The organism is Mesorhizobium kowhaii (genome assembly GCF_042431665.1).
Lineage (GTDB): Bacteria > Pseudomonadota > Alphaproteobacteria > Rhizobiales > Rhizobiaceae > Mesorhizobium > Mesorhizobium kowhaii.
Window position 1 is genome coordinate 842558 of the sequence record NZ_JBHLYT010000053.1, and the last position, 13684, is coordinate 856241.

12 protein-coding genes are annotated in these 13684 nt (G+C 64.8%); 4 read left to right on the forward strand and 8 right to left on the reverse strand.

The genetic code is table 11. The features are described from left to right. Window positions 1-69: 69 nt before the first annotated feature. The 3 genes from hisG to hisS all read right to left on the reverse strand — a co-directional run bounded on the left by hisG (window position 70) and on the right by hisS (window position 3563). A complete protein-coding gene (hisG, locus tag ACFFNA_RS31285) occupies window positions 70-768 on the reverse strand; it encodes an ATP phosphoribosyltransferase (protein ID WP_378923647.1) in 699 nt (232 codons plus the stop codon). After that, window positions 765-1886: an ATP phosphoribosyltransferase regulatory subunit gene (locus ACFFNA_RS31290; protein WP_378923648.1), complete on the reverse strand. Its 1122-nt coding sequence runs from the start codon at window positions 1884-1886 to the stop codon at window positions 765-767. Before ACFFNA_RS31290 ends, hisG begins: the two co-directional genes overlap by 4 nt. A 174-nt stretch (window positions 1887-2060) precedes the next feature. Further along, window positions 2061-3563, reverse strand: a complete 1503-nt coding sequence (gene hisS, locus ACFFNA_RS31295) for a histidine--tRNA ligase (protein WP_111547849.1) — start codon at window positions 3561-3563, stop codon at window positions 2061-2063. A 249-nt stretch (window positions 3564-3812) separates the two neighbouring features. Here hisS and ACFFNA_RS31300 point away from each other — a divergent pair, with 249 nt between their 5' ends. Beyond that, a complete protein-coding gene (locus ACFFNA_RS31300; RefSeq protein WP_378923649.1) occupies window positions 3813-4067 on the forward strand; it encodes a hypothetical protein in 255 nt (84 codons plus the stop codon). A 55-nt stretch (window positions 4068-4122) separates the two neighbouring features. Here the strand turns inward: ACFFNA_RS31300 and ACFFNA_RS31305 are convergent, their stop codons facing one another. Next, a complete protein-coding gene (locus ACFFNA_RS31305) occupies window positions 4123-4761 on the reverse strand; it encodes a DNA-3-methyladenine glycosylase I (RefSeq protein ID WP_378923650.1) in 639 nt (212 codons plus the stop codon). A 205-nt stretch (window positions 4762-4966) separates the two neighbouring features. Here ACFFNA_RS31305 and ACFFNA_RS31310 point away from each other — a divergent pair, with 205 nt between their 5' ends. Then, the gene (locus ACFFNA_RS31310; RefSeq protein WP_378923651.1) at window positions 4967-5710 is read left to right on the forward strand and encodes a L,D-transpeptidase; all 744 of its coding nucleotides are present in this window, start codon (window positions 4967-4969) and stop codon (window positions 5708-5710) included. Between the two features lie 270 nt (window positions 5711-5980). Continuing rightward, window positions 5981-6901 (forward strand): bifunctional 5,10-methylenetetrahydrofolate dehydrogenase/5,10-methenyltetrahydrofolate cyclohydrolase, encoded by a 921-nt coding sequence (locus ACFFNA_RS31315; RefSeq protein WP_095088843.1) that lies wholly within the window; start codon window positions 5981-5983, stop codon window positions 6899-6901. 16 nt (window positions 6902-6917) lie between these two features. Here ACFFNA_RS31315 and glcF read toward each other — a convergent pair whose 3' ends face one another. The 4 genes from glcF to ACFFNA_RS31335 form a co-directional block, all read right to left on the reverse strand. After that, the gene (glcF, locus tag ACFFNA_RS31320) at window positions 6918-8243 is read right to left on the reverse strand and encodes a glycolate oxidase subunit GlcF (RefSeq protein WP_378923652.1); all 1326 of its coding nucleotides are present in this window, start codon (window positions 8241-8243) and stop codon (window positions 6918-6920) included. 13 nt (window positions 8244-8256) lie between these two features. Beyond that, window positions 8257-9462: an FAD-binding protein gene (locus ACFFNA_RS31325; RefSeq protein WP_378923653.1), complete on the reverse strand. Its 1206-nt coding sequence runs from the start codon at window positions 9460-9462 to the stop codon at window positions 8257-8259. A gap of 247 nt (window positions 9463-9709) precedes the next feature. Further along, window positions 9710-11206: an FAD-linked oxidase C-terminal domain-containing protein gene (locus ACFFNA_RS31330; RefSeq protein WP_378923654.1), complete on the reverse strand. Its 1497-nt coding sequence runs from the start codon at window positions 11204-11206 to the stop codon at window positions 9710-9712. 137 nt (window positions 11207-11343) lie between these two features. Further along, complete coding sequence (locus ACFFNA_RS31335) at window positions 11344-12666, reverse strand: DUF3422 family protein (RefSeq protein WP_378923655.1); 1323 nt, start codon at window positions 12664-12666, stop codon at window positions 11344-11346. Between the two features lie 208 nt (window positions 12667-12874). Between ACFFNA_RS31335 and ACFFNA_RS31340 the strand changes: the two genes are divergently transcribed. Beyond that, window positions 12875-13684: a FadR/GntR family transcriptional regulator gene (locus ACFFNA_RS31340; RefSeq protein WP_378923656.1), complete on the forward strand. Its 810-nt coding sequence runs from the start codon at window positions 12875-12877 to the stop codon at window positions 13682-13684.

A 13684-nucleotide genomic window follows, 5' to 3' on the forward strand; every position in this document is an offset into this window, starting at 1 on the left:
CCGGGATTGGGCGAGCCTATCAGCCTGCCGGGACGGTGGAAATCCCGTCGATGGTACTGGAGGGCATCCCTAGCTGACGATGGCGGCCATCCTGGCGGCGATATCGCGCAGAACCGCTTCGTCAGCCGCCGCACGCGTCTTCCTTGATGCCACCAGACAGGCCTGCGAGCGCAGGACGAGGCCGTCGCCGAGCACCTTGAGATGATTGGCGCGCAGCGTCGAGCCAGTGGTGGTGATATCGACGATGACATCGGCCAGGCCGGCCGCCGGCGCGCCTTCGGTGGCGCCGAGGCTCTCGACGATGCGATAGACCTGGATGCCGTGTTTTTGCGAGAAGAATTGCTGCGTCAGCCGCCAGTATTTGGTAGCAATCCTGAGCCGCCTGCCGTGGCGCTGACGGAAATCGGCAGCGACATCATCGAGATCGGCCATGGTGTCGACGTCGAGCCAGATGTCGGGCACGGCGACCACGACATCGGCATTGCCGAAGCCGAGACGAGCGACGATTTCGGCGCGGGTTTCCCAGTCGGCAAGGTTCTCGCGCACGAGGTCTTCGCCGGTGATACCAAGATCGACCGCGCCCTGGCCGATCTCGCCTGATATCTCGGAAGCCGACAGGAAGGCCACTTCGATGCTTTCCGCGCCTTCGATGCGGGCGCGATAGGCGCGCTCGTCGCCGGGCAGGCTGACGGCGAGCCCGGCCTTGGCCAGCACCTCCAGCGCCTGCTCCTTGAGCCGGCCTTTCGACGGGATCGCCAGGGTGATCATGGCGCCGTCTCCCGCAATGCGTCGATGCGATCGAGCCAGACGGAAAAGCCGACGCCGGGGATCGGCGTTTTGGCGCCAAGCAGCGTCAGCAGCCGGTCATAACGGCCGCCACCGACGAGCGGCCGTTCGCCGTCTTGCGCCGCGATTTCGAAGACCAGGCCGGTGTAATAGTCGAGCGGACGGCCGAAAGCGGCGTCGTAGCGGATTCTCCCAGTCGGCAGGCCGTGCGTCTCGATCGCCTTGGCGCGGGCGGCGAACTTCTCCAGCGCGGCGCCCAGCGAGAGACCGGCGCCGCTGGCGAAGGTCGCCAGCGCCTGGGCCGCGCCATCGAGCGGCACGTCGATCGCCAGAAAATTCTTCAGTGCGGCGAAGGCCTCGTTCGAGAGCCGCACGCTGCGCAACTCGGCCTTCTCGATCAGCCGCCGAGCAATGTCGGACGGCGCGCGCCCGGCAGACGCCGACAGACCGGCCTCCTCCATGCCACTAGCGATATACGCGGAAAGACCTTCGAGATCGCCGTCGAGGACAAGGGAAGCGACCGGGCCGGAGAGCTGGCCGTTGCGCGGCGGGTTGGCGAGATCGGCGAGTGCCGCCTGCAGCATCGGTGCCGAACCGAAGGCCCGGGCAAGACGCATGCGCCAGCCGCGCGGCAGGCCAAGGGCGGCCAGCACGGCCTCGAAAATGGTCTGGTCGCCGAGCGTGATCGCCAGCGCCTGGCCCGGCAGCACCAGGGCAAGCAGCGCATGCGCGTCTGCCAGCGAGCGGGCATCGGCTTCGGCAGTATCGCGATCGCCGAGATCCTCGATGCCGGCCTGGAAGAACTCGTTGCCGCCTTCGCGGCGCTGGCGAAACACCTCGCCCAGATAGGAATAGCGGCGCGGCGTGCCGGCCTGCGATCTTATGTGGTCGAGACAGACCGGAATGGTGAATTCCGGCCGCAGGCACAGCGCCTGACCGGTCTCGCTTTCGGTGAGGAAAATACGCCGGCGCAGATCCTCGCCGGCCATGTCGAGGAACGGATCGGCCGGCTGCAGCACGGCGACCTCGACCGCATGCGTGTCGCGCGTGGCGAAGAGGTTGATGATGTCGGCTGATATGGCGGGGTAGCGGGAGGTCATGAAGCGCCACCTTGCCTTCTCCCCTTGTGGGAGAAGGTGGATTGGCGCGCAGCGCCAAGACGGATGAGGGGTGCTGGAAGAAACGAGGCGTTGGCGTTCCCTGGAACACCCCTCATCCGACCGAGCTCCGCTCGGCCGCCTTCTCCCACAAGGGGAGAAGGCAAGGCTGGCGCTCTACTTGCCACGCGCCCTCTCCTCGACCTGCGCCGCCAAAATCTTCTTCACCTCGGCGACCAGTTCGCTTTCCGCCACGGTCACCTGCGCCGGGCGCGCGGCGCGCCATTCGGCGTTGCCGGTGATCTCGGCCGACAGGCGCGCGCCTTCGATCAGATCCTTGATCTGCAGCTCGCCCTTGGCGCGCTCGTCGCCGCCCTGGATGATTGCGACCGGGCAGCCGCGGCGGTCGGCATATTTGAGCTGCGCCTTCATGCCGGCGCCGCCGAGATACATTTCGGAACGGATGCCAGCGGCACGCAGCTCGCTCACCATCTTCTGGTAACGGCCGAGGCTGTCGGTGTCCCTGTCCATCACCAGCACGACGACCGGCGCGATCACATCCGCGCTGTCGAGCTTGCCGAGGTTCTTCAACGCCGTCATCAGCCTGGAGACGCCGATGGAGAAACCGGTCGCCGGCACCGGCTCGCCGCGAAAGCGCGAGACCAGACCGTCATAGCGGCCGCCGCCACCGACCGAGCCGAAGCGCACGATCTGGCCGTCCTCGTTGGGGATCTCGGCCAGCAGCTCGGCCTCGAAGACCGGGCCGGTGTAGTATTCGAGGCCGCGCACGACGGAACGGTCCATGGCAATACGGTCTTCGGCGTATCCAGCTGCCCTGACCAAGGCTTCAATCGTCGAGAGTTCGCCAACGCCTTCCTGGTAGACCGCGTTCGAACTGACGCTGGAATCCTGGCCGGGCTGTTCATTCCTCGCTGTCGCGAGAAGAACTGCCTCGGCTTGCACGTCATTCAGTCCGGCGCCTTTGGCGAAGTCGCCTTCGCCTTCCTTGCCGCCATCCCAGCGCCCAGGCCCAAGCAGAAGCTTCACGCCTTCGGGCCCGAGCTTGTCCAGCTTGTCAATCGCTCGCAGCACCGTCAGCCGGCGGCCGGCATTCTCGTCGCCGCCAAGGCCGATCGCCTCCAGCACACCGTCCAGCACTTTGCGGTTGTTGACGCGGATGACGTAGTCGCCGCGCTTGATGCCGAGCGCTTCCATGACGTCAGCCATCATCATTGCCATCTCGGCATCCGCCGCGACGCCCGGCGTGCCGATCGTGTCGGCGTCGAACTGCATGAACTGGCGGAAGCGGCCGGGGCCGGGCTTCTCATTGCGGAACACCCAGCCGGAGCGATAGCTGCGATAGGGCTTGGGCAGCCGCTCATAATTCTCGGCGACAAAGCGCGCCGTCGGCGCGGTCAGGTCATAGCGCAGCGACAGCCACTGGTCGTCATCGTCCTGGAAGGAGAATACGCCTTCGTTCGGCCGGTCCTGGTCGGGCAGGAATTTGCCCAGCGCATCGGTGTATTCGATCAGCGGCTGGTCGGCCGGTTCGAAACCGTAGAGCTCATAGACCGAGCGGATCGTCGCCATCATCTTCTCGACGGCGCGGATGTCTTCGGCGCTGCGGTCGGCAAAACCGCGCGGCAGTCGCGCTTTCGTCTTTTCCGATTTGTCGGCCATGGAATGGGTACTCGGTGTTTCGTGGCGCTGTACGGTAGGAAATTTCCTACTTCCGCAGCGCGCGTGTCCTAACCGATGCAGCTTTGTGCGGCAAGGGTTTGCCGCCTTGCCTCTCCTGCCGGGAGAAGGCAGAACCGAACCGCCCTGAAACAGAAACGCACCGAGAATGAAACAATCCCGCCATGAGCGCGGCATCGTGCCGACACAATCGCAGCCGATAACCCGCGGCGACACGAAGGGGTTCGGGCCATGACCAGCACAGCAAGATTCCATGCCATTGACGGCGATGCAGGCGAATTGCCCTCGCGCCTGCGTCCAGCCGACATCCACGCTCAGAAAATGGTCAGCCAGGCCGCCGGTCCGTTCGAGATACCGGCCGGCACCAGCAAGGGACCATCGATGCGCGACGCATTGATGACCGGCCTGCTGGTGATTTACCCGACCGTGGCCACGGTGGTGGCGATTGTCGCCGGGCTGGTGCTGGCCAGCGCCAACGGCACCTGAGATTGCCCCACCCGCGCCTTTGGCGCGGCCTCCCCACAAGGGGAGGTAAGAGCCTCTACTTCGGCCGCTTAAAAGCCTTCCGCTCCTTCTCGACTTGCCTGCGGCAGACGCAGCCCTCGAGATGGTCGTTGACCAGGCCCATGGCCTGCATGAAGGCGTAGACCGTGGTCGGGCCGACAAAGCTCCAGCCGCGCTTCTTCAGTTCCTTCGAAATCCGGGCCGAGACTGCCGTGGTTGGGTTGGCGCGCAGATGGGCGAGATCGACGATTTCGGGCCGCTCGTCCTTGCCGGGCTCGAACTTCCAGAACCAGGCGGCCAGCGAGCCGAATTCATCGGCCATCTCGCGGGCGCGCTTGGCGTTGTTGATGGTCGAGACGATCTTGCCGCGGTGGCGGATGATGCCGGCATTGCCAAGCAGGCGCTCGACATCCTTGTCGGTGAAGGCGGCAACCTTGTCGAATTCGAAATTGGCGAAGGCATCGCGAAAATTCTCGCGCTTGCGCAGGATGGTCAGCCACGACAGGCCCGATTGAAAGCCTTCGAGGCAGATCTTTTCGAACAGCCTGCGGTCGTCGGCGACAGGCCGGCCCCATTCATGGTCGTGGTAGTGCAGATAATCAGGCAGATTGCCGTGCCAGAAGCAGCGCGTGACACCGTCGGGACCGGCAAGCAGACCGGTGTTTTCCTTTTCCATAGCCAAAAATCCGTTCGTTAATGCGCTGCATTTACTGCGGCTTTACCAGATTCCTGAACCCGGCGGTAACCACACCAAAAGCTTTACTGACACTTACGCATTTTACGCATTCCGATTCATGTTTCGGTTGCTGCTTCCGCGCCAATGATCGCTGAACCGGCGGGCGTTTCCACCCGGTTGTATCAGACGATCAAGGTGCGTTCCGATGAAGACAGTTCTGTTTCCCGTACTCGGCACGGTGGCTGTGTTTGCCGCTGGCGTCACGCCGTCAACCGCCGGCGACCGCTATGCCGACAGGCCGCCGGTGATGGTGAGCCCCGACCTTTCCGCCCCCTGGGTGCTGCAGCTTGGCCATGCGCCCGGCATCGTTCGGCAGAACCACCAGGTCGTGCAGCAACCGCGCTTGCGCTACGCACAGCCGGCGCAGCCCGACCGGGTGCAGACGGCGGCGGTGCAGCCGCAGTCCAAGCGCATGGTCATGCGTCCGCAGATCAACCCGATCTACCTGCCGCAGGAAGTCGCCTATGACGGCCCGCAGAAGCCGGGCACGATCGTCATCGATACGACGCAGAATTTCCTCTTTCTGATCGAGAAGAACGGCAAGGCAAGGCGCTACGGCGTCGGCACCGGTAAACCCGGCTTCGAATGGTCGGGCACGCACAAGATCACCAACAAGCGCGAGTGGCCGGACTGGCGCCCGCCGGCGGAGATGATCAAGCGTGAAGCCGCCAAGGGCCGCTACCTGCCGACCTATCTGGCCGGCGGCATGGAGAACCCGCTCGGCGCACGCGCACTCTATATCGGCACGACCGAATATCGCATCCACGGCACCAACCAGCCATGGACGATCGGTGGCGCGGTGTCGTCGGGTTGCATCCGCATGCGCAATGAGGACGTCGTCGACCTCTATGAACGGGTCAATGTCGGAACCACGGTCGAGGTGATATAGTTCGGGTTGCGAATCACTTGGCCGGCAAAGCATCCAGCTTTAGCGGCCAGTCCAGAGATAACGGGGGACGGGCCGTATGGGGATGCGGCCAGTCAGGAAGGGTAGCACGGGAAACCGCGCTGCCCTTTCCGTTTTTGACCGAAGCCTGAGGGCCAGCGAAACACGGGCTTGGTCGGCACGTCGCGCAAAAAGCATGACGGTTCGCTTTCGCGCTGCCCTTGCCGATGTTCTTTTGCTATGTCGGCGGCAACCAAGCAAAAGAGTCCACCCATGTCCCTGTCCGACGACAGCCGCTATCTCAAGGGCGGCCCGGTTGCCCAGCGCATCATTGCCGCCGTGCGCGAGGATGCGGCGATCGCCAAAGCCGAGGGTTTTCCGCCCAAGCTGATCTCGATCACTGTTGGCGACACCGCGGCGGTGGATGTCTATGTGCGCAACCAGCGCGCCAAGGCGCAACTGGCCGGCATCGATTTCGAGGAGCGGCGCTTTCCCGCCACCATCACATCAGGCGAGCTGGAAGCGGCCATCCACGGCCTGAACGCCGATCCGCGCGTCACCGGCATCATCATCCAGCGGCCGGTACCGGCGCATATCCCGGTCAGGACGCTGCAGGCGGCGGTGCATCCGCTCAAGGATGTCGAGGGCATGCATCCGGCTTCGATCGGCAACATCGTCTACAACCAGCTCGACCTCGCGCCCTGCACGGCGGCGGCTTCGGTCGAACTGCTGAAGGAGACCGGCCTCGACCTCAAGGGGCTGGAAGTCGTCATCGTCGGCCATTCCGAAATTGTCGGCAAGCCGATCGCCTTCCTGCTGATGAGCGAAGGCGCGACGGTGACGGTCTGCCACCACATGACGCGATCGGTTGCCGCGCACGCGCGGCGTGCCGATGCGCTGTTTGTCGCCGTCGGCAAGCCGCGGCTGATCAAGGCCGACATGGTCAAGCCGGGTGCTGCGGTCATCGACATCGGCATTAATTCCGAAATCGGGCCTGACGGGTCCAGCCGTATCGTCGGCGACGTCGACACCGAGAGCGTCCGCGAGGTCGCCTCCTGGATCACGCCGGTACCGGGCGGCGTCGGCCCAATCACGGTCGCGATCCTGCTGCGCAACACCATGGTAGCGCTGAGCCGCCAGCGCGCGCTCTACGAGGCGACCTACGGCACGGCGGACAGGCTGGCGGCGGAATAACCGCCGGGACGGGCTTCTACTCCGCGGCGACGAGGCTCTCTTCCAGAATGCCTTCCGGCTTCGGCCCGCCATAGGCCCAGTCGAGCAGCTTTATCGTGTGCACCACCGGCATTTTCGCGGCGGACGCGATCTGCGTGATGCAGCCGATGTTGCCCGTGGCGACGATTGCAGCCCCTGTCGCTTCGATATTCTTGACCTTGCGGTCGCGCAGCTTGGCCGAAATCTCGGACTGCAGGATGTTGTAGGTGCCGGCCGAACCGCAGCACAGATGGCCCTCGCGCGGTTCGCGCACGACGAAGCCGGCCTTGGCGAGCAATTCCTTCGGCTGGCGCGTGATCTTTTGGCCGTGTTGCATCGAACAGGCCGAATGATAGGCGACGATGGTGCCCGGCTTGCGCACCGGTTCGGGCAGGTCGAGACCGGCCAGATACTCGGTGATGTCCTTGGCCAGCGCCGACACCCGCGCGGCCTTGTCGGCATAGGCCGGATCGAGACGCAGCATGAAGCCATAGTCCTTGATCGTCGTGCCGCAGCCGGACGCGGTGATGACAATGGCATCGAGCCCGCTCTGTTCGATGGCGCGCGTCCAGGTGTCGACATTTTGTCTCGCCGAGGCCAGCGCTGCCTGCTCCCGCCCCATGTGATGCACCAGCGCGCCGCAACAGCCCTCGCCCGGCGGCACCACGACCTCGACGCCGAGCCGCGTCAGCAGCGAAATCGTCGTCTCGTTGATGGCGGGATCAAGCACCGATTGCGCGCAGCCGGTGAGGATGGCGACGCGGCCTTTTTTGCTCCCCTGCCCGGCATGGAGGCCCGGCGAGGCCATCGGCGACGTTTTGGGGATCGATGCCGGCGCGAGCTTGAGCATTGCGCCAAGCGGCTTCAGCGCCGGGACCTTTTCGAACAGGCCAATGAACGGCTTGCCCAGCTTCGCCAGCCTGAGTGCGGCGCGAAAACGGGTGGGATAGGGCAGCACGAAGGCCAGCATGGCGCGGGTCAGGCGGTCGAGCAGCGGCCGCCGGTAGGTCTCCTGGATATGGGCGCGGGCATGGTCGACCAGATGCATGTAGTTGACGCCTGACGGGCAGGTGGTCATGCAGGCAAGGCACGACAGGCAGCGGTCGATATGGGTGACGATCTCCTTGTCGGCCGGGCGGCCATTCTCCAGCATGTCCTTGATCAGGTAGATGCGCCCGCGCGGTGAATCGAGCTCGTTGCCGAGCGTGACATAGGTCGGGCAGGTGGCGGTGCAGAAGCCGCAATGCACGCATTTGCGCAGGATTTTTTCCGATTCCGCGACATGCGGGTCGGCGAGCTGGGCAAGCGAAAAATTGGTCTGCATCGCTGTTCTAGTCCTAGGCCATGCGGCCGGGATTGAGGATGTTTTTTGGGTCGAATTCCTGCTTCAGCCGCGCGCTAAGTGCTGACAGCGCCGGTGCCTGCGGCTCGAACACCGGCAAGGCGGCGCGGTGAGAAGGTGCGGCGCGCACCAACGTCGCATGGCCGCCGCCATGTTTTCTCAACAGCCCGCGCAGCAGAGCGGCTTCCGGATCGCCCTCTTCCATGCGCAACCACACCAGCCCGCCCTGCCAGTCATAGAAGGCGCTGACGGCGGCCTGCATGCGCAGCGTCAGAACCATCTGGTGGCCCTCTCCCGGCGTCATCGACACGCGCCAGACCGGTTTCTCGCTGCCATCGGCGAAGGGCCTGCAATCGCGCACATCGCGCCAGATCACCCGTGAGGCCTCGCCCGAAATCTCTTCCAGCGGACCAGCCTTGCCGAGCAATGTTTTCAGAGCGGCGATGCGATAGGCGACGGAGGGGCCAAACCCTTCGACGCGCAGCAAAGTCGCGGCCTCGCTGCCAAGCGTGCCGCCGGCGACGCGCGCGGCGACCCGCTCCGGCAGATGGGCGGCACTAGACACTTCCGCGCTGGAGCCGAGCGCCAGGGCCATGGCAGCGGCAGCCGCGTCGTCGAGCAAACCTCGGACGGCGAACGTGACCTCGGTCTCGGCAGCGGGCAGCACCTTGAAGGTGACGTCGGTGAACGCGGCAAGCGTGCCCCAGCTGTTGGCCATCAGCTTCGACAGATCGTAGCCGGTGACGTTCTTGACCACGCGGCCACCGGACTTGAAGGCCTCGCCACGGCCTGAAACGGCATTGATGCCCAGGATATGATCGCGCGCAGCACCTGCCTTCAGCCGGCGCGGACCGGAAAGGTTCGCGGCGAGCACACCGCCGATAGTGCCTTTGCCAGCTTCGCTCCGGAACAGCGGGCCGTAATCCATCGGCTCGAAGGCAAGCTGCTGGCCGTTTTCCGCCAGCAGCTTTTCGATGTCGGCCAGCGGCGTGCCGGCCTTGGCCGACAGCACCAGTTCGGCCGGCTCATAGAGCGTAACGCCGGTGAGTTTCGACAGGTCGAGCGTGTGTTCGCTCTGTTGCGGACGACCGATGCCGCGCTTGGAACCATGGCCAAGGATTTCGAGCGGCGATTCCTCCGCCGCGGCCCAGGCGACGGTGGACAGGACTTCGTCCGAATTGGTTGGGGTGAAGATGGTCATGGAGCCGTCGCACCCTTGGTGAATGCAAAGGCGTCGCGATCCTTCGCGCCCCCCTCTGTCCTGCCGGACATCTCCCCCACTTGTGGGGAGATTGGCAGCGTCGCAAACAGCACTCTTCCTGCAACGTTGGCGATTGGCGAAAGCGGACCCAGCCTTTGATCTCCCCCCTTGTGGGGGAGATGTCCGGCAGGACAGAGGGGGGCGCGAAGAAACACCAAGGCGGAGACACTGGGCACGATTGCCACCCTCAAAACCTCGGAATGTCCGGAAACGGCAGCTTGCCGCCAGAAATGTGCATGCGCCCGAGTTCGGCGCAGCGGCGAAGCTGCGGGAAGACCTTGCCGGGATTCAAAAGATGGTTGGGATCGAAGGCGCATTTGACGCGCATCTGCTGGTCGAGGTCGATCTGGTTGAACATCTCCGGCATCAGGTCGCGCTTTTCGACGCCCACGCCGTGTTCGCCGGTGAGCACGCCGCCGACCTTGACGCAGAGCCGCAAAATGTCGGCGCCGAAGCTTTCGGCCTTGTCGAGTTCGCCCGGCACATTGGCATCGTAGAGGATCAGCGGATGCAGATTGCCGTCGCCGGCATGGAAGACATTGGCGACGCCGAGACCGTATTTCTCCGACAGCTCACGCATGCCGGCAAGTACGCGCGGCAGCTCCTTGCGCGGGATGGTGCCGTCCATGCAGTAATAGTCGGGCGAGATGCGGCCAACCGCCGGAAATGCCGCCTTGCGGCCGGCCCAGAAGCTCAACCGCTCCTGCTCCGACTGCGAGATGCGGCAGGTGGTCGAACCGTTCTTGTAGGCGATAGCTTCGACAAGGCCGATCAGGTGATCGACCTCGACGCTCGGCCCGTCGAGTTCGACGATCAGCAGCGCCTCGACATCCAGCGGATAGCCGGCATGGACGAAATCTTCCGCGGCGTGGATCGCCGGGCGGTCCATCATTTCCATGCCGCCCGGAATGATGCCGGCGCCGATGATGTCGGCGACGCACTGGCCACCCTGCTCGCTGGTCGGAAAGCCGATCAGCAGGGCGCGTGCGGTCTCCGGCTTCTTGAGGATGCGCACGGTGACTTCGGTGACGACACCGAGCAGGCCTTCGGAGCCGGTCATGACGCCGAGCAGGTCGTAACCTTCCGCATCGAGGTGACTGCCGCCGAGCCGCACCACCTCGCCATTCATCAGCACCATTTCGATGCCGAGCACATTGTTGGCGGTGAGGCCGTATTTCAGGCAGTGCACGCCGCCGGAATTTTCCGCGACATTGCCGCCGATCGAGCAGGCGATCTGGGAGGATGGATCGGGGGCGTAGTAGAAGCCCTCCTGCTCGACGGCGGTGGTGATGCCGAGATTGGTGACGCCCGGCTGGGCGACGACGACGCGGTTGGGGAAATCGATCGCAAGAATGCGATTGAAACGGCTCATGACCAGCAGCACCGCATCCTCGAGCGGCAGCGCGCCGCCGGACAGCGAGGTGCCGGAGCCGCGCGGCACGATGCGGATGTTGCGGTCATTGCAGTATTTCAGCACGCGGGAAACCTGCGCCACCGTTTGCGGCAGCACGACGACCAGCGGCAGCTGCCGATAGGCGGTCAGGCCATCGCTCTCAAACGCCCGCATGGAATTGGCGGCGTCGACGACGCCCTCGCCCGGCACGATGATACGCATGTCGGCGACGATCTCGTCGCGCCGGCGCATCGTGGCGTCGTCTGGTTTCGGCATGGCCAAGCCGGACATCAGCAGCCTCGTTTTGCTTGACTGGTCAAAATCTTTTACCAGTGAAGCGCGTTGGTTGCAAATCCGGCTTTGGTGGAGATTCCAAAGTCATGGTCAGACAGGCTTCCGCAGCGGCAATCTGCCGCTGCGGATACAGGCTATTCGCCCGCCAGCTTGCCGGGTTCGGAATGCATCCGACGCACGCGGCGAACGCCCCACCAGACCAGCACGATGGCGACCGGTACCGAAGCAGCGGTGACGACCTCCGGCGCGAAGGCATGGCCGAAGATCGAGGCGCCCTTGGCGACATAGCCGACGAGGCCGACCACATAATAGGAGACGGCGGCGACCGAGAGGCCTTCGACGGTCTGCTGCAGGCGCAGTTGCAGGCGGGCGCGGTTGTTCATCGACGCCAGCAGGTCGCGGTTCTGCTTTTCGACCTCGACATCGACCCAGGTGCGCAGCAGCGTCGTGGCGCGGGTCAGCTTGCGCGACAGATTGGCCTGGCGCTCCTCGACCGAGCGGCAGGTGCGCATGGCCGGCGCGACGCGGCGCTGCAGGAACCCACCCCAAGTGTCGTAACCAGGCACGGCTTCTTCCTCGAGTGCTTCCAGCCGCTCGCCGACGATGCCGTCATAGGCGCGGCTGGCGCCGAAGCGGTAGAGGCTCGACGCGGCGTCCGCCTCCAATTCGGCGGCAAGCTCGGTCAGGTCGGCCAGCAGCGTCTGGCTGTCGCGGGTTTCGGCGACCTTCATTTCCAGCGTGGTCTGCGCCAGCCTGTCTTCGATGCGGCGGGCGCGGCCGGACAAGGTCAGCGCCAGCGGCAGGCCAAGCATGCACAGTGTGCGGTAGGTTTCGATGTCGATCAGCCGTTGCGACAACGCACCGGTGCGCGCCGGCGTCAGGCCGCGGTCGAGCACCAGCATGCGGGTCATGCCGTCGCCATCCTGGCGGAAATCGGTGACGATGGCGGCATTGCCGCGTTCGACCAGCGAATAGCACAGGCTGGTAGGGTCAAAGGCGGCGATCAGCCGCTCGCTCGCTTGCGTCCACTTGCGGATTTCGAGCCTGATCCCCGAGATGACGGTGCCTGGTGGCGAAAACCCGTTGCCGAACGGCGAGTCCTCCTGCGCCCGGCCGCTTTCGGAGAGCGGCCCTTCCCACAGATAGGTCGAGAATTCTGTGTGCCGCTCCCAGCGCAGCGAGCCCTTGCCCCACTTCATGGCGTGGTGGCGGGCCTGGCGGTCGGGTGCTGCGATGCCGAGGCGCCGCGACAATTCGGACAGCACCGCATGGTCGACGCCGGAGCCGCCCTCGGTCATGAAGGCAAGTTGCACCAGCACGCGCGGCTTTTCGATCAGCGGATGCGGCCGGGCATGGACCTCGCCAAGCGCGCCGGGCCGGCCCTCATGCGCGGGAAAACCCATGACGCTGCCCTTGGCGCGCGGCTGGAACTCGAGATTGGACGGGTCGTCTGACACGGCTTGTCCCCCGGGGTTCTCTAGACCCTCTTACATTGCGTCCCTCTAGGGCCAATGGCCAGATGACGCAAACAGCAAAGTTTAGCCGAAGACGATATAGCGTCAGGCGGCAAAATCGACCCACTTCGACCAATTGGATAAATAATTTGACCAGTTGGCGACGCAGGCTTTATCCTGCGCGACACCGGTTCACCTTCCAGGCATTCTGTTGAGCGACATTTTTTCCAGGATCGAGCATTCGCGCACCGCCGACGAGGTGGTGCAGCAGATCGAGAGCCTCATCCTCGAAGGCGTGCTGCGCACCGGCGACCGGTTGCCGGGCGAGCGCGAGCTTGCACGCCAGTTCGACGTGTCGCGGCCGATCCTGCGCGATGCGCTGAAGGCGCTCGAAGGGCGCGGTCTTTTGACGACGCGGCCGGGCGGCGGTACGCATGTCGCCGACATCATCGGCCAGCTGTTCACCAAGCCGGTGGCGGACCTGATCTCGATGCATCGCAAGGCGGTGGCCGACTATCTGGAATACCGCCGCGAGATCGAAGGCGTGGCGGCCGAGTATGCGGCGCGACGCGCCACGCCCGAGGATCTGGCGCTGCTCGACCGCATCATGGCGCGCATGGATGAAGCGCACCGCACCGGCGATTTCGACGACGAAGCCGAAATCGATGTCGAGTTCCACCATGCGATCTGCGAGTGCGCGCACAACATCCTGCTCTTGCACACGCTGCGCTCCTGCTACCGGCTGTTGTCGGAAGGTGTGTTCCAGAACCGGCTGCTGGTGTTCACCGTGCCCGGTGCACGCGACGCCCTGCTTGCCCAGCACCGGGCGATCCATGCAGCGGTGAAGGCCGGCGACCCGGCGGCCGCGCGGCAAGCGGCGATGGACCACATGATCTATGTCGAGCGGTCGATGGCCGAGGCTGAGCGCAGCGGCGACTGGCAACGCGTCTCGCGGCTGAGGCTCAGGCAACGCTCTGACGCCGGCCAGATCGAACCCACACGCAGACGCTCCCAGGACTGA